Below are 15,791 nucleotides of genomic sequence, written 5' to 3'. Positions count from 1 at the left end.
AGAGTAGAGAGGGAAAATGAGTGAGGAGTGAGAGAAGAGCAGGGACCCCGCGCCTCATGCTTCTACTCGTTTCTCACTTCTCCCCACTCCTTTCTCGCTTCACCGGCCGCTGCCAGCCATCGATGGTCTCCTGCCGCGCGCGAGCGACGGTCAGTTTGCCCTCGGGCGCGGGCCGGGTGATGACCGAGCCGGCAGCGATCGTCGCCTGTGCGCCAATCTCGACCGGCGCGACCAGCGAACTGTTGGAACCGATGAAGGCGCCATCGCCGATCCTGGTCTTCGACTTGTTCACGCCGTCGTAGTTGCAGGTGATCGTGCCGGCACCGATGTTGGCACCCGCACCGACCGTGGTGTCGCCGAGGTAGGTCAGGTGGTTGGCCTTGCTGCCGGTGCCGACGGTGGTGTTCTTGGTCTCGACGAAGTTGCCGATGCGCGCACCGTCGGCCAGCACCGTGCCCGGGCGCAGGCGCGCATACGGGCCGATCGCGGCAGCGCCTTCGACCAGAACGCCATCCAGGTCGCAATGCGCAAGCACCTGTGTACCCGCGCCGAGCCGCACGTCCTTGAGGCGACAGAACGGGCCGATGCGGACACCATCGCCCAGCTCGACCTCGCCCTCGAATACCACATCGACGTCGATCTCGACGTCGTGGCCGACCGTCACCGTGCCGCGGATGTCGCAGCGCGACGGATCGGCCAGGCGCGCGCCCTGTACGCACAGCGCGCGCGCGGCGCGCAGCTGGAACGCACGTTCGAGTTGGGCCAGCTGCCAAGGATCGTTGGCGCCTTCGACCTCGATCGGAGCATCGACGAACACCATCTCGGCCGCGTCGTATTCGCGTGCCGCGGTGCCGAACACGTCGGTCAGGTAGTACTCGCCCTGTGCGTTGTCCTTGCCCAGCTCCTGCAGCCAGCGCTTCAACGCGCCGGCATCGGCGACGAGGATACCGGTGTTGACGGTGCGGATCCCACGCTGCTCGGCATTGGCGTCCTTCTGCTCGACGATCGCGCCGACCTTGCCCTCCGCGTCGCGAACGATGCGGCCGTAACCGGTCGGATCGTCGAGTTCGGCAACCAGCACCGCCAGCGGATCGGACACCTCGAGCAGTCGCTGCAGGGTCGCGGTTGTGATCAGCGGCACATCGCCGTACAGCACCAGAACGCGGGCATCGTTCGGCACACCCGGCATGGCCTGCTGCACGGCATGGCCGGTGCCGAGGCGTTCGGCCTGCTCAGTCCAGCGCAGATCCTCCTGGTCGCCGAAGGCCTCGCGTACCTGCTCGCCACCATGCCCGTACACCACGTGGATGCCGGCCGGCTGAAGCGCGCGGGCGGTGTCGATCACATGCCCCAGCATCGGCTTGCCGGCGATCTTCTGCAGCACCTTGGGAACAGCGGACTTCATCCGCTTGCCCTCGCCGGCGGCGAGGATCACGACGTGGAGGGAATGGGTCATTGAACGGGTCCTTGCATCAATCTGGAAACGACAGCGGCTGATAGCATAGGCGGAATCGCCTTTCCGCCCCATATTCGGACCCGCAATCCCATGCAGTACACCTCTCGACGGATCGAAGCGGCACTGTTGTGGCTGGGCCCGGTGCTGCTTGCAGTCGGCTTTGTCAGTCATCGCTTGTGGACGCAATGGCCGTTCGGCCGCATGGGCGAGCTGCTGCTGATCGCGCTCGCCGGTCTGATCGGCTGGTTGTCACTCCTGCCCGTTCACCATGGGTGGGTTTCCGTCATTCTGCAGGCAGTCCCGCAGGTCATGTCCGAGCGCTCGGTGCTCGATCCCGACCACCCCCATTTCGCCGAGATCGGCAGTCGCGGATGTATCTCCGAGTGGTATTCGCCTGCATTGTCGACCGAGCTGAACATGTCGGTCGGCGAAGCGGAATGGTGGAGCCTGCCCAAGTGACCATGGTCTTGATGCGGCAAGGGTTCTGGTTCCTGCTGGTCGGTGGCGCGCTCGTCGTGGTCGATTCGCTGGTCACGATCGCGCTGAGCCGGGCCGGGATGTCGTTGGAAGCGGCCAACATCATCGGCCGGATCGCCGGCGCCCTGCTCGGCTTCTGGCTCAACGGAAAGATCACCTTCGCCAGCGGTGACCGCCGCCTGGGGCCCCGGCAGCTGATCCGCTTCATCATCGCCTGGCTGTTGCTGACCGCTGTCAGTACGCTGCTGGTCACGGGCATTGGCCACCACTTTGGGCTGAGCTCGGCCTGGCTGGCCAAGCCCGTGGTCGAAGCTTGCCTGGCCGTGGTCAGTTTCTTCACTTCGCGCCACTGGATCTATCGCCAGCCATGAGTCCTTCGCCCCGCATCGCCGCCGTGATTCCCTGTTGCCGGGTGCGTCATGCTGCTGATCGAGTCGATCGCGGCCTTCGGCCTTCGGCAATGGCTTGACTCTGCGGGTAGCGGCACGCCGGCCACCGCCGGCACGGTGATGCTGGCGGCGCTGCCTGTCATCCTCGGCGCGCAAATGCTGCTGTCATGGCTGAACTTCGATGTTTCTGCCGAGCCACGCCAGGCGATCCATCCGGTCCTGGGCGACCGCGAGACCCCATTTGCAGGTTCCGATTCCGGATAGGTACGTCGGGCCCCGGACTGGCCGGAAAGCAGAACGCCGGCACGAGGCCGGCGTTCACATGCAGTTGTGGCGCTGGAAGCGTCAGTGCTTCATGTTGCGGCGCAACCGCTCCAGTGCCTGCAACTGGGCCATCGCCTCGGCCAGCTTGGCCTGGGCTTCGGCCACGTCCATCTGCTCGCCGCGATTGGCCAGCACGCGCTCGGCCTCGTCCTTGGCCGCACGCACGGCAGCCTCGTCGATGTCCTCGGCGCGCACCGCGGTGTCGGCCAGCACGGTCACCACCTGCGGCTGCACCTCGAGGATGCCACCCGAGATCGCGAAGTCGAGCTGTTCGCCGTTGGGCAGGGTCACCACGACCTTGCCGGGCTTGAGGCGGGTGATCAGCGGCGCGTGGCGCGGCGCGATGCCGAGCTCGCCCATCTCGCCGGTGGCAACGACCATGCTGGCCTCACCGTGGAAGATCTCGTGCTCGGCGCTGACGATGTCGCAACGGATGGTGGTCATTTTTTGTCTCGCTTGGCTCGGTCGACGGGCTGGCTTATGCCTTCTCGACGATCTTCTTGCCCTTCTCCACCGCCTCGTCGATGGTGCCGACCATGTAGAACGCCTGCTCCGGCAGGTGGTCGTACTCGCCTTCCACGATCCCCTTGAAGCCGCGGATGGTGTCCTTCAGCGACACGTACTTGCCCGGCGAGCCGGTGAACACCTCGGCAACGTGGAACGGCTGGCTGAAGAAGCGCTCGATCTTGCGCGCGCGCGACACGGCCTGCTTGTCCTCTTCCGACAGCTCGTCCATGCCCAGGATCGCGATGATGTCCTTGAGCTCCTTGTACTTCTGCAGCGTCGCCTGGACCTTGCGCGCGACGTCGTAGTGCTCGCTGCCGATCACGTTCGGGTCGAGCTGGCGGCTGGTCGAATCCAGCGGATCGACCGCCGGGTAGATACCCAGCGAGGCGATGTTGCGGCTCAGCACGACGGTGGCGTCGAGGTGGGCGAAGGTGGTCGCCGGCGACGGGTCGGTCAGGTCGTCCGCGGGCACGTACACGGCCTGGATCGAGGTGATCGAGCCGGTCTTGGTCGAGGTGATGCGCTCCTGCAGCACGCCCATTTCCTCGGCCAGGGTCGGCTGGTAGCCCACCGCCGACGGCATGCGGCCCAGCAGCGCGGACACCTCGGTGCCGGCCAGGGTGTAACGGTAGATGTTGTCGACGAACAGCAGCACGTCCTTGCCCTTGCCGGACGCGTCCTTCTCGTCGCGGAAGTACTCGGCCATGGTCAGGCCGGTCAGCGCCACGCGCAGGCGGTTGCCCGGCGGCTCGTTCATCTGACCGTAGACCATCGCCACCTTGTCGAGGACGTTGGAGTCCTTCATCTCGTGGTAGAAGTCGTTGCCCTCGCGGGTACGCTCGCCCACGCCGGCGAACACGGACAGGCCCGAGTGCGCCTTGGCGATGTTGTTGATCAGTTCCATCATGTTGACGGTCTTGCCGACGCCGGCGCCGCCGAACAGGCCGACCTTGCCGCCCTTCGCGAACGGGCACATCAGGTCGATGACCTTGATGCCGGTCTCGAGCAGGTCGTTGGCCGAGGACTGCTCCTCGTAGGTCGGGGCCGAGCGGTGGATCTCCCATTCGGCGCTGGCCTCGACCGGGCCGGCCTCGTCGATCGGGCGGCCCAGCACGTCCATGATGCGGCCCAGGGTGCCGGCACCGACCGGCACCGAGATCGCCTTGCCGGTGTTGGTCGCGACCAGGTTGCGCTTGAGGCCGTCGGTCGAGCCGAGGGCGATCGTGCGCACCACGCCGTCACCGAGCTGCTGCTGCACTTCCAGCGTGATTTCGGTGTTGTCGACCTTCAGCGCGTCGTACACCTTCGGCACTTCGGCGCGCGGGAACTCGACGTCGACAACGGCACCGATGATCTGAACGATCTTGCCCTGACTCATGGTTGTTTCCTCGTAACTTTAAGCTTGCCTGCGGCCGCGACCTGCGTCCGCGTGATGGGGTTGGGATCAGACTGCCGCCGCGCCGCCGACGATTTCCGAGATTTCCTGGGTAATCGCCGCCTGCCGGGCCTTGTTGTAGACCAGCTGCAGGGTGTCGATCAGCTTGCTGGCGTTGTCCGATGCGGCCTTCATCGCGACCATGCGCGCGGCGTGCTCGGACGCCACGTTCTCCAGTACCGCCTGGTACACCAGCGACTCGATGTAACGGGTCAGCACGGTGTCGAGCACGTCGGCCGGAGCCGGCTCGTAGATGTAATCCCAGTCGTGCCTGGCGACCTGCTCTTCCGGCTTGGGCAGCGGCAGCAGCTGGTCGAAGGTCGCGCGCTGGGTCATCGTGTTGATGAAGTCGTTGTAGCAGACGAACACGCGCTCGAGGTTGCCGTCGCTGTAGCCGTCCAGCATCACCTTGACCACGCCGACGATCTGCTCCAGCTTCGGCTGGTCGCCCAGGTGGGTGACCGAGCCGACCATGTTGACCTTGAGCCGGCGGAAATACACCGAGGCTTTCTGGCCGATGGTCACCACGTCGATCTCGACGCCCTTGTCCTGCCACTCGCGGAACTCGCCCAGCAGCTTGCGGAACATGTTGTTGTTCAGGCCGCCGGCCAGGCCACGGTCGGAGGAGACGATCAGGTAACCGACCCGCTTGACCTCGGCACGCTCCTCGAGGAACGGATGCTGGTAGTCGGTATTGGCCTGGGCCAGGTGGCCGATCACCTGCTTCATCACCCGCGCATACGGGCGCGAGGCGCGCATCCGGTCCTGCGCCTTGCGGATCTTGGAGGCCGAGACCATCTCGAGCGCGCGCGTCACCTTGCGGGTGTTCTGCACGCTCTTGATCTTGGATTTGATTTCGCGTCCGCCTGCCATTTCGCTCGCTTCGCTCGCTTTGGGGGTTGGGGGCTAGGATCCAGGGGCTGGGGTCCGTCAGCTTTGGCCGTTACCAGCCCCTAGCTTCCAGCCCCCAGGCCTTCTTCACCAGGTACCCGTCGACTTGAACTCTTCGATGCCCTTCTTGAACGCGGCCTCGATATCGTCGTTCCAGTTGCCGGTCGAGTTGACCTGGTCGACCAGTTCGCCCTGGGTGTTGGCGAAGTGGGCGTGCAGGCCGTCTTCGAAGGCGCCAATCTTGTTGACCACGACGTCGTCGAGGTAGCCCTCGTTGACGGCATAGATCGACAGCGCCTGCATCGCGATCGACATCGGCTCGTACTGCCGCTGCTTCATCAGTTCGGTGACGCGCTGGCCGCGCTCGAGCTGCTTGCGGGTGGCTTCGTCCAGGTCCGAGGCGAACTGCGCGAACGCGGCCAGCTCACGGTACTGGGCGAGCGAGATGCGGATGCCGCCCGACAGCTTCTTGATGATCTTGGTCTGGGCCGAGCCGCCGACGCGCGACACCGAGATGCCGGCGTTCACGGCCGGGCGGATGCCGGCGTTGAACAGGTCGGTCTCGAGGAAGATCTGGCCATCGGTGATCGAGATCACGTTGGTCGGCACGAATGCGGACACGTCGCCGGCCTGGGTCTCGATGATCGGCAGCGCGGTCAGCGAACCGGTCTTGCCCTTGACCTCGCCGTTGGTGAACTTCTCGACGTAGTCGGTCGACACGCGCGCGGCGCGCTCGAGCAGGCGGCTGTGCAGGTAGAACACGTCGCCCGGGTATGCTTCGCGGCCCGGCGGGCGCTTGAGCAGCAGCGAGATCTGGCGGTAGGCCACGGCCTGCTTGGACAGGTCGTCGTACACGATCAGCGCATCTTCGCCGCGATCCATGAAGTACTCGCCCATGGTGCAGCCGGAGTAGGCACTGATGTACTGCATCGCGGCCGACTCGGAGGCGGTGGCGGCGACGACGATGGTGTGTGCCAGCGCGCCGTTCTCCTCCAGCTTGCGGACCACGTTCGCGACCGAGCTGGCCTTCTGGCCGATCGCGACGTAGATGCATTTGATGCCGGTGCCCTTCTGGTTGATGATCGCGTCGATCGCCAGCGCGGTCTTGCCGGTCTGACGGTCGCCGATGACCAGCTCACGCTGGCCGCGGCCGATCGGGATCATCGAGTCGACCGACTTGTAACCGGTCTGCACCGGCTGGTCGACGGACTTGCGCCAGATCACGCCCGGTGCGACGCGCTCCACCGGCGCGGTCAGCGAGGTGTTGACCGGACCCTTGCCGTCGATCGGCTCGCCCAGTGCGTTGACGACGCGGCCGAGCAGTTCGGGACCGACCGGCACTTCGAGGATGCGACCGGTGGTCTTGGCCACGTCGCCCTCGCGCAGGTGCTCGTAGTCGCCCAGGACCACGGCGCCGACCGAATCGCGCTCCAGGTTCAGGGCCAGTGCGTACGTGCTGTCGGGCAGCTCGATCATCTCGCCCTGCATCACGTCGGCCAGACCGTAGATGCGCACGATGCCGTCGGCCACCGAGGTGACGGTGCCTTCGTTGCGCGCCTCGGCGGTCAGCTTGACCTTCTCGATGCGGGTCTTGATCAGTTCGCTGATTTCGGACGGGTTGAGCTGGGTGGTTGCCATGGGTGGTTCCCTTGATCCGGCCAAAACCGGAGTGAATGCTTATGCGTGAATTCGGTTACTGCGTCAGCTGCGTCTGCAGACGCGCGAGCTTGCCCTTGAGCGAGCCGTCGATGACCACGTCGCCGGCATCGATCACCGCGCCGCCGAGCAGCGAGGCGTCGATCGCCGTCTCGACCTCGACCTCGCGACCGAAGCGCTTCTTCAGCGCGGCACGGATCGATTCGAGTTCGGTCGCGGGCAGTTCGCTGGCTGCGGTGACCTTGGCCTTGACCACGCGGTCGGCCTCGGCACGCAGGTCCTCGAACAGGCCGGCGATCTCCGGCAGCAGCGCCAGCCGGCGGTTGTCGGCGAGCAGGCCGAGGAAGCGGGTGAACGCTTCGTCGGCACCGTCGACCACCAGCAGGCCGGCGGCATCGGCCGCCGCCAGTTGCGGATGGCCAAGCAGACTGTGCACCTGCGGGTCGACGGCCACGCGCGCGGCGAACGCCAACGCCTGCGACCAGCCGGGCACGGTGCCGGCATCGCGCGCGGCAGCGTAGGCGGCGCGGGCGTAGGGACGGGCGATGGTGAGGGACTGTGTCATTCTGAAACGGCCTCGTGAATGCCATCGACGGTCGGCTTCGGCAACGCCCGGCCGCTTGCTGCGCAAACTGCTGCGGACGCCTGCCTCTGCATCCCCTGCATCATGGGCGAGCCACGCTGCAGCCCCCTCGATTCAAGGGGGCTGCGAAGAACCTGACGCATCGATCCGGCCATCATCAAATCTCGGCCGCGAGCTCGTCCAGCAACGCCTTGTGGACGTTGGGATCGATCTCGCGACGGATCAGCTTCTCGGCGCCGCTGACGGCCAGCACCGACACCTGCTTGCGCAGGTCCTCGCGGGCGCGGTTGGTGGAAGCGACGATCTCGTCCTCGGCCAGCGCCTTCTGGCGGGCCGCCTCGGTGATGGCTTCGCCCTTGGCCTGCTCGATGATCTGGTTGGCGCGCTGGTGCGCCTGTTCGATGATCTCGTTGGCCTTGGTACGGGCCGCGCGCAGCTCGGCGTCGACCTTCTCCTGGGCCTGGGCCAGGTGCTTCTGGCTCATGTCCGCCGCGGCGAGGCCCTCGGCGATCTTCTTCTGGCGCTCCTCGATGGCACTGAGCAGCGGCGGCCAGATCTTGGTCGCAATGATCCAGATCAGACCGGCAAAAGCCAGCGCCTGGGCGAATAGGGTCAGATTGATGCTCATACGTAAGGCTCTGCCAGATGGAATGGAGCGGACGGTACCGAGGGCACCGCCCCTTCATCTCCACACCGGGCACCCGTCTTCATGGGCACCCGGTGCGACGCTCGACGGTTATCAGCCGGCGATCCGGGCGGCTTCGCTCAGCAGCGCCGAGGCCAGCGGGTTGGTGAAGGCCAGCAGCAGTGCAACAGCGACGGTGATGATGAACGCGGCATCGATCAGGCCGGCGGTGATGAACATGCGGACCTGCAGGACCGGGATCAGCTCCGGCTGACGGGCGGCCGACTCAAGGAACTTGCCGGCCATGATGGCCAGGCCGAGACCGGCGCCGAGGGCGGCGAGGCCGATCATGATGCCGACGGCCAGAGCAGTCGAGGCCTGAACCGAAGCGAGGTGGGCAAGGATTTCCATGGTTGTCTCCGAACGGGTGCTTAAGGGTTGAAACGAGGAAGGGTTGAAACGGTAAGGACCTGGTAACCGGGGCTTGCGCCGAAGCGCTTAGTGGGCGTCTTCCGACAGGCTCAGGTAAACGATCGACAGCATCATGAAGATGAACGCCTGCAGCGGGATCACCAGCAGGTGGAACAGCATCCAGCCGAGGCCGAACACGCCGCCCGCGAGCGCACCGATGATGCCGGCGCCACCGAGTACCCAGATCAGCAGGAACACGATCTCGCCGCCGAACATGTTGCCGAACAGTCGCATCGCCAGCGAGATCGGTTTGCTCACCCACTCGACGATGTTGATGATCAGGTTGAACGGCATCATCCACTTGCCGAAGGGCGCGGTCAGGAACTCCTTGGTGAAGCCGCCGAAGCCCTTGGCGCGGATCGCGAAGAACAGCATCAGGAAGAACACGCTGATCGACATGCCCAGCGTCGCGTTGACGTCGGCGGTCGGGACCGGCTTCCAGTAGTGCACGCCGGCCAGTTCGAGCGGCTTGGCGATGAAGTCTGCCGGAATCATCTTCAGCAGGTTCATCATCAGGATCCAGAAGAACAGGGTGATCGCGATCGGCGTCACCAGCCGGCTCGGGCCGTGATAGGTGTCACGCGCCTGCTTGTCGACGAACTCCAGGCAGATCTCGACGAAGGCCTGCCACTTGCCCGGCACGCCGGAGGTGGCCTTGCGGGTCGCCGCCCAGAACGCGAACACGATCAGCAGGCCCATCAGGACCGCGGTGATCAGGGTGTCCAGGTGCAAGGTCCAGAAGCCACCCTCACCGACCGACGTGGTCAGGTTCTGCAGGTGGTGGTTGATGTACCCGGTGGGAGTCAGTTCGGCCTCGCCCGCCATCTATCCTGGATCCTGGTTAATGAAATGAATGAAGCAAAATCGGTTGGGTTGTCAGCGCCGGGACAGCGCCAGCATCTGCGCCACGAGGGCGGCAATCACACCGGCCAGCAACGGCACCGGTGGTAGTCCCCACACGGCCATGGCCAGCGGCACCACCACAAGCACCACCCCCCACTTGAGGATCACGCCGGCGAACCAGCGGATCACCACACCTGCCGCCGCCTGGACGCCGCCGCCGACCATCAGTCGTGCCGCGATCGCCCCGCCGACCAGCATGGCCGCCCCGCCAACCACCACCGCGAAGGCGTGCGGAACCCCCTGCAACAGGAACATCAGGGCCAGCAGCGCTGTTGTTCCGGCCTGCCAGACGGCCGTGCGGCGCGCCAGGCGATGGCCTGTATGCAAGGGGTCGTACACGCGGGACTCGATTGTGTTTGGACTAAAAGCGCCCGGGTGAGCCGCGAGAGTATAGATTGCGCCCTCCTTTCGGGCAACCGCCATCAGCGACGGACAGGCGGGACATCGGTCCGCTCATCTATCGATGAATCCTATCGAAGCAACAGGAATAATCACCTGGACATTGCTGCCAATTGACTTAATATTGAGAATCATTCTCATATAAAGCTGCAGACATGACCAAGACCCTGAGCTTTGCCGCGGTGCATTTCAGCGTCGCATTCGCGGTCGGCTACCTGATGACCGGCAGTGTCTGGGTCGGCGGCGCACTGGCGCTGGTCGAACCGGCCTGCAACACCGTCGCCTTCCACCTGCATGAGAGAGCATGGACGCGGATCGAGCGCCGCCGCGCGAAGGAAATCGACGATGGGCCATTGATGGTCTGAGCGGTTCGCCTGAATGCGGTTCGCCTGAATGCGGTTCGCCTGAATGCGGTTTGCCTGAATGCGGTCGGCGAACGGATCGCAGCGGGCGCGGAACTTCCGCCCGGTTCGCGCAGTCCGATCCTGCGAGTCCGCTGCGCCAACACCTTCCTCGTCAGAAGTGGCGGACCCGACGAAGCCCCGGTGGGACAGCCGGGGCTTCGGTTTGTCTGGCGGACCGTCCCCCACATGCGCGCGGCAGGCCTGATCGCGCCCGAGGGCGCTCCTACTTGCGTTTGGGGATGTAGAGGTCGGTGATCGTGCCCTCGTACACCTCGGCGCCCATCGCGACGCTTTCGCTCAGGGTCGGGTGCGGGTGGATGGTGTGGCCGATGTCGGCCGCCTCGCAGCCCATCTCGATCGCCAGCGCGATCTCGGAAATCAGATCGCCGGCATGCACGCCGACGATGCCGCCGCCGATGATGCGGTGGGTGGCTTCGTCGAACAGCAGCTTGGTGAAGCCCTCGGTACGGCCGATGCCGATCGCACGGCCACTGGCCGCCCACGGGAACTTGCCGACACCGACCTTCAGCCCCTTGGCCTTCGCCTCGGTCTCGGTGACGCCGACCCAGGCGATCTCCGGATCGGTGTAGGCCACCGACGGAATCACCCGCGCGACCCACTCTTTCTTCTCGCCGGCGGCGACTTCGGCCGCCAGCCTGCCCTCGTGGGTGGCCTTGTGCGCGAGCATCGGCTGGCCGACCAGGTCGCCGATCGCGAAGATGTGCGGCACGCTGGTGCGCATCTGCCGGTCGACCGGGATGAAGCCGCGCTCGGTGACCTGCACGCCGGCCTTGTCGGCGTCGATCTTGCCGCCGTTGGGCGCGCGTCCGACCGCGACCAGCACGCGGTCCCAGGTACCCGATTCCAGTGCCGGCTTCTGGCCTTCGCTGGCGCTCTCGAAACCGACGGTGATGCCCTTCTTCTCCGCCTTGACGGTCGCCGCCTTGGTCTTGAGATGAACCTGCACCCCCTGCTTCTTCAGCCGGTCGGCGAGCGGCTTGACCAGGTCCTTGTCGGCGCCCGGCATCAGCTGGTCCATGAACTCGACCACGGTCACTTCGCTGCCCAGCGCGCGGTACACGGTCGCCATCTCCAGGCCGATGATGCCGCCACCCACGACCAGCAGCTTCTTCGGCACCTCGGCCAGCTCGAGCGCATCGGTCGAATCCATCACCCGTGGGTCGTCCCACGGGAAGTTCGGCAGCTTCACCGCCTGCGAACCGGCGGCGATGATGCAGTGTTCGAAACGCAGCAACTGCGTCTTGCCGTCGCTGCCGGAAATCTCCAGCTCGTTCGCCGAGACGAACTTCGCCACGCCCTGCACGGTGCGCACCTTGCGCTGCTTGGCCATGCCGGCCAGGCCCTTGGTCAATTGCGCGACGACCTTGTCCTGCTTGAACCCGCGCAGTTTGTCGATGTCGATCTTCGGCTTGCCGAAGGCGACGCCGATGTCGGCCGAATGCGCGGCCTCGTCGATCAGCGCGGCGGCATGCAGCAAGGCCTTGGACGGGATGCAGCCAACGTTGAGGCACACGCCGCCCAGACTGTCGTAACGCTCGACCAGCACGGTGTCGAGGCCGAGATCGGCGGCACGGAACGCGGCGGTGTAGCCGCCCGGGCCAGCGCCGATCACGACCATGCGGCATTCGATGTCGGCCTTGCGGCCGCTGGCGGCGGCCGCCTGCGGTGCCGGCGTGGCATCTTGGCTCCTCTCTCCGCCTGCAGGGGAGGTCGGCGGCGAGGCGGCCTTGCCCTCGCCCGCCTCGCTACGATCGTCGGCCGAGGCCCCAGCCGAAGGGGGTGCGCCGCCTTCCGCTTCGGCCGCTTCCAGGATCGCGATCACCGCGCCCTCGGACACCTCGTCACCGAGCTTGACCTTGAGCGCCTTGACCACGCCGGCGGCCGGCGACGGCACTTCCATCGTCGCCTTGTCCGATTCCAGCGTGACCAGTCCCTGGTCGGCCGCGACGGTGTCACCGACCGCGACCAGCAGCTCGATCACCGGTACGCCATCGAAATCGCCGATATCCGGGACCTTGACTTCAACTTCTCGTGCCATTGCAGCTTCTCCAATCGTGCAGGCGATCAACGGTCGCGCGCATCGGTTTCTGAATCGGTATCGGGTTCGGCAGGGGTACCGCCCTGGACCACGTCACGCATGGCGTCGTTGGCCGAGGGCGCGGCACGGTCCGACGGCGGCCAGGCATGGTCGTCGTCACTCGCCGCGGGCGGCGTCTGGCCGAGGGCGGCCAGTGCATCGTCGCCGTGGCGTCCGAACACGCTGCGGATATGCAGATCGCGCTGCGGGAACGGGATCTCGATGCCATGTTCCTTCAGGGCGGTATCCAGCTCCCACAGGTAGGCGGCCTCGACCGCGGCATTGCGTCGCGCCGCGGTTTCGTTCAGCCAAACCGCGAGCACGTATTCGACCGCGCTGTCGCCGAAGCGGGTCAGCCAGACCTGCGGCGCCTGGGAGCCCTCCATCGACAGGGTGAACGGTACGCGCGCGGCGGCCTCGAGCGCCGCCTGCCTCACCCGCTCCTTGTCGGTGCCGTAGGCGACGCCGAACGGAACCCGTATCCGCCGGGTCGGCGAACCGTGGGTCCAGTTCACCACCCGCCCGCTGACGAACTCCGAATTCGGCACCAGGATGTCGATGCTGTCGTTGGTGGTGATCTGGGTGGCACGGATGTTGATCGCCTTGACCGTGCCGCGGGTGCCCTCCTCAAGCTCGACGAAGTCGCCGACCTTGAGCGACTTGTCGAACAACAGGATCAGGCCGGAAATGAAATTGTTGAAAATCGCCTGCAGGCCGAAGCCCAGGCCGACGCCGATCGCACCGGCGACCACGGCGAACTTGGCGACCGGAATGCCCACCAGCTCCAGCGCCAGCAGCAGGCCGAGCACGATCAGGATGTAGTGAACCACCCGCGACAGGGTGTACAGCGAGGCCGGGTTGACATTGAGGTGGCGCTCGCCGTAGCGCGACAGCGCGCGCCGCAGCAGCATCGATGCGGTCAGCACCACCAGCACCACCACCACCGCGGCCAGCAGGCCGGCCACGGTGACCGCGTCGTCACCGACCTTGAACAAGGTGAAGTCGAGCAGCGGCTGCAGCCCCTCGGAGCCCTTGCGCACGGCCGCATCGGCCGCCTCGAGGGCGTACTCGCCCGCAGCTCCCAGACGCTCGCTGGCGGACCCGGCCGTCATCGTTCAGGCGCCCCGCCGTCGGCGGCCCGCGCTTTGGCCATCCTGTCCAGCGAACGCTCCAGCTTGCCCCAGCGCTTGTCGAGCCTGGATTCACGGGTATCGGCAGCCTTGATCAGCAGTTCGGCCTGTTCGGCCATGAAGCCGGCTGCACCGCACCCCGGCACGGCGCCGCTCACGCGCTGGCCATCGATGACCAGCAGCCAGGTGTCGTCCTCGCTGAAAGGCGCATCACGCCCGGCCGGTACCGCGACCGCCAGGGTCTGCCGCCAGGCATCGACGAGGTGCTCGGCCAAGCCGGCGGGAATCTCCACCATCTCCCGCTTCGGCGTCTGTTCCACCTGCAGCTCACGCTGCATGGCGGCGCCGCTGCCGGTCCAGTTGAGCACGCGCTTCCTGGCGGTGACGTACTGCAGGGTCCAGTTGCCTCCAGCGCCGGGGACCAGCATCACCGCATCCTCGGTACCGCGCGCGGGCAGGCGGGTCAGCATCAGTGCGGGCGCGTCATCGTCGACCAGCAGGCTTTCGACCGCATTGCCGTAGTTCTCGGTCGCCGGCGGCCAGCCATGGCCGAGCGCAACCTCGCAATCACGGGCGGCCCACGCCGGCATGACGGCCACACCGGCCAGCAGGCCGGCAACCGCAACAGCCGCGAAGCGGCGCCCCTGGATGCGTCCGCCCCTCACAGCAGGCCGCGGCGCAGGTCGGCCATCAGCGCCGCCAGGTAGGCAGTGAAGCGGGCCGCGGAGGCACCGTCGATGACGCGGTGGTCGTAGCTCAACGACAGCGGCAGCATCAGCCGCGGCTGGAATGCCTTGCCGTCCCAGACCGGTTTGATCGACGACTTGGACACGCCCAGGATCGCGACTTCCGGCGCGTTGACGATCGGCGTGAAGGAGGTGCCGCCGATGCCGCCCAGCGAGCTGATCGAGAAACAGCCGCCGCTCATCTCGGCCGGACCGAGCTTGCCGTCGCGGGCCTTCTTCGCCAGCTCGCCGGTCTCCTGCGCGATCTGCATGACGCCCTTCTTGTCGCAGTCGCGCACCACCGGCACGACCAGGCCGTTCGGGGTGTCGGCGGCGAATCCGATGTGGAAGTACTTCTTCAGCACCAGGTTCTCACCGCTGGCGTCGAGCGAGGCGTTGAACTCGGGGTACTTCTGCAACGCGGCGACCGCGGCCTTCATCAGGAAGGCGAGCATCGTCAGCTTGACGCCGTTCTTCGCCTTCTCGTTCTCCTTGTTGAGAGTAACGCGCAGGTCCTCGAGGTCGGTGATGTCGGCATCGTCGTGCTGGGTGACGTGCGGGATCATCGCCCAGTTACGGGCGAGGTTGGCGCCCGACAGTTTCTTGATCCGCGACAGCGGCTTGCTCTCGGTCTCGCCGAACTTGCTGAAGTCGACCTTCGGCCACGGCAACAGGTTGAGTCCGCCACCGCCTGCGGCCGGCGCACCGCCGGGCACCGCACCCGACATCACACTCTTGACGAACTTCTGCACGTCGTCCTTGCCGATGCGGCCGCCGCGCTCGCTGCCGGTCACCTGCGACAGGTCGACTCCGAGCTCGCGCGCGAACAGGCGCACCGCCGGGCTCGCGTAAGGCACCTTGTCCGGCAGCAATTCGTCGGCGTTGAACGCCACCGGTGGCGATTTGGTGGGAGTCGACTGCGCAGCATCACCGCCGCCGTGCCCATCGCGGCGCTCGGACGGCGCGGGTGCGGAATCCGCTTCGGCCTTGTCCGGGGCCTTGTCCGGGGCCTTGTCGGGAGCCGGGGCCGGAGTTGGCGCAGGCGCTGGGGCTTCAGCTTGGGTACCGTTTCCGGCCGGTTCGATCAGCGCGACCACGCTGCCCTCGGACAAGTCGTCGCCAACCTTGACCTTGATCTCGCGGACCACACCGGCGAATGGCGCCGGCACCTCCATCGTGGCCTTGTCGGACTCCAGCGTGACCAGTCCCTGATCCTGGCTCACGGTATCGCCCACCGCGACCAGCAGTTCGATCACGGGCACGCCGTCGTAATCGCCAATATCGGGGACGCGCGCTTCCTTCAGGTCAGCCATGGTTC

The 15,791-nt window shown here is 66.2% G+C and carries 18 protein-coding genes; 4 read left to right on the top strand and 14 right to left on the bottom strand.

Features of this window, described 5'->3' with window-relative positions; genetic code table 11:
• Positions 1-73 precede the first annotated feature (73 nt).
• Positions 74-1,456, bottom strand: a complete 1,383-nt coding sequence (gene glmU / locus FKV23_RS02055) for a bifunctional UDP-N-acetylglucosamine diphosphorylase/glucosamine-1-phosphate N-acetyltransferase GlmU (RefSeq protein WP_141622362.1) — start codon at positions 1,454-1,456, stop codon at positions 74-76.
• Positions 1,457-1,546: 90 nt separating this feature from the next.
• Between glmU and FKV23_RS02050 the strand changes: the two genes are divergently transcribed.
• From FKV23_RS02050 to FKV23_RS02040, 3 genes are read left to right on the top strand one after another with little or no spacing between them, the layout of a single operon-like run.
• Positions 1,547-1,915 (top strand): hypothetical protein, encoded by a 369-nt coding sequence (locus FKV23_RS02050; protein ID WP_141622361.1) that lies wholly within the window; start codon positions 1,547-1,549, stop codon positions 1,913-1,915.
• Between the two features lie 2 nt (positions 1,916-1,917).
• Complete coding sequence (locus FKV23_RS02045; protein WP_141624991.1) at positions 1,918-2,304, top strand: GtrA family protein; 387 nt, start codon at positions 1,918-1,920, stop codon at positions 2,302-2,304.
• A gap of 48 nt (positions 2,305-2,352) precedes the next feature.
• Positions 2,353-2,586 (top strand): hypothetical protein, encoded by a 234-nt coding sequence (locus FKV23_RS02040; protein WP_141622360.1) that lies wholly within the window; start codon positions 2,353-2,355, stop codon positions 2,584-2,586.
• A gap of 81 nt (positions 2,587-2,667) precedes the next feature.
• Here the strand turns inward: FKV23_RS02040 and FKV23_RS02035 are convergent, their stop codons facing one another.
• From FKV23_RS02035 to FKV23_RS01995, 9 genes are all read right to left on the bottom strand, one after another.
• The gene (locus FKV23_RS02035) at positions 2,668-3,090 is read right to left on the bottom strand and encodes a F0F1 ATP synthase subunit epsilon (RefSeq protein WP_141622359.1); all 423 of its coding nucleotides are present in this window, start codon (positions 3,088-3,090) and stop codon (positions 2,668-2,670) included.
• A gap of 34 nt (positions 3,091-3,124) precedes the next feature.
• Positions 3,125-4,531 (bottom strand): F0F1 ATP synthase subunit beta, encoded by a 1,407-nt coding sequence (atpD, locus tag FKV23_RS02030; protein ID WP_141622358.1) that lies wholly within the window; start codon positions 4,529-4,531, stop codon positions 3,125-3,127.
• A gap of 66 nt (positions 4,532-4,597) precedes the next feature.
• Entirely contained in the window at positions 4,598-5,461 is an 864-nt protein-coding gene (gene atpG / locus FKV23_RS02025; protein WP_141622357.1) for a F0F1 ATP synthase subunit gamma, read from the bottom strand.
• Between the two features lie 105 nt (positions 5,462-5,566).
• Positions 5,567-7,117, bottom strand: a complete 1,551-nt coding sequence (atpA, locus tag FKV23_RS02020) for a F0F1 ATP synthase subunit alpha (protein ID WP_141622356.1) — start codon at positions 7,115-7,117, stop codon at positions 5,567-5,569.
• Between the two features lie 55 nt (positions 7,118-7,172).
• Positions 7,173-7,700, bottom strand: a complete 528-nt coding sequence (locus tag FKV23_RS02015) for a F0F1 ATP synthase subunit delta (protein ID WP_141622355.1) — start codon at positions 7,698-7,700, stop codon at positions 7,173-7,175.
• A gap of 175 nt (positions 7,701-7,875) precedes the next feature.
• Complete coding sequence (locus FKV23_RS02010; RefSeq protein ID WP_141622354.1) at positions 7,876-8,346, bottom strand: F0F1 ATP synthase subunit B; 471 nt, start codon at positions 8,344-8,346, stop codon at positions 7,876-7,878.
• Between the two features lie 111 nt (positions 8,347-8,457).
• Positions 8,458-8,754, bottom strand: coding sequence for a F0F1 ATP synthase subunit C (gene atpE / locus FKV23_RS02005; protein ID WP_141622353.1), 297 nt, complete (start codon positions 8,752-8,754; stop codon positions 8,458-8,460).
• 87 nt (positions 8,755-8,841) lie between these two features.
• Positions 8,842-9,639, bottom strand: a complete 798-nt coding sequence (atpB, locus tag FKV23_RS02000; RefSeq protein ID WP_141622352.1) for a F0F1 ATP synthase subunit A — start codon at positions 9,637-9,639, stop codon at positions 8,842-8,844.
• A gap of 51 nt (positions 9,640-9,690) precedes the next feature.
• On the bottom strand, positions 9,691-10,056 hold the full coding sequence (locus tag FKV23_RS01995; RefSeq protein ID WP_141622351.1) for a hypothetical protein: 366 nt from the start codon (positions 10,054-10,056) through the stop codon (positions 9,691-9,693).
• A gap of 215 nt (positions 10,057-10,271) precedes the next feature.
• Between FKV23_RS01995 and FKV23_RS01990 the strand changes: the two genes are divergently transcribed.
• Positions 10,272-10,481, top strand: coding sequence for a DUF2061 domain-containing protein (locus FKV23_RS01990; protein WP_141622350.1), 210 nt, complete (start codon positions 10,272-10,274; stop codon positions 10,479-10,481).
• A gap of 262 nt (positions 10,482-10,743) precedes the next feature.
• Here FKV23_RS01990 and lpdA read toward each other — a convergent pair whose 3' ends face one another.
• Genes lpdA through aceF form a run of 4 tightly spaced genes read right to left on the bottom strand, consistent with a single transcriptional unit; the run spans position 10,744 to position 15,786 of the window.
• Positions 10,744-12,579: a dihydrolipoyl dehydrogenase gene (lpdA, locus tag FKV23_RS01985; RefSeq protein WP_141622349.1), complete on the bottom strand. Its 1,836-nt coding sequence runs from the start codon at positions 12,577-12,579 to the stop codon at positions 10,744-10,746.
• Positions 12,580-12,605: 26 nt separating this feature from the next.
• Entirely contained in the window at positions 12,606-13,730 is a 1,125-nt protein-coding gene (locus FKV23_RS01980; protein ID WP_141622348.1) for a mechanosensitive ion channel family protein, read from the bottom strand.
• Positions 13,727-14,413: a hypothetical protein gene (locus FKV23_RS01975; RefSeq protein ID WP_167284894.1), complete on the bottom strand. Its 687-nt coding sequence runs from the start codon at positions 14,411-14,413 to the stop codon at positions 13,727-13,729. The genes FKV23_RS01980 and FKV23_RS01975 overlap by 4 nt, the downstream gene beginning before the upstream one ends.
• Complete coding sequence (gene aceF / locus FKV23_RS01970) at positions 14,410-15,786, bottom strand: dihydrolipoyllysine-residue acetyltransferase (protein WP_141622346.1); 1,377 nt, start codon at positions 15,784-15,786, stop codon at positions 14,410-14,412. The genes FKV23_RS01975 and aceF overlap by 4 nt, the downstream gene beginning before the upstream one ends.
• Positions 15,787-15,791 lie beyond the last annotated feature (5 nt).

Origin of the sequence: Lysobacter alkalisoli (assembly GCF_006547045.1) — a bacterium.
Lineage (GTDB): Bacteria > Pseudomonadota > Gammaproteobacteria > Xanthomonadales > Xanthomonadaceae > Marilutibacter > Marilutibacter alkalisoli.
Note: the sequence above shows the minus strand (reverse complement) of the source record. Positions and strands in the feature narration are given on the sequence as shown.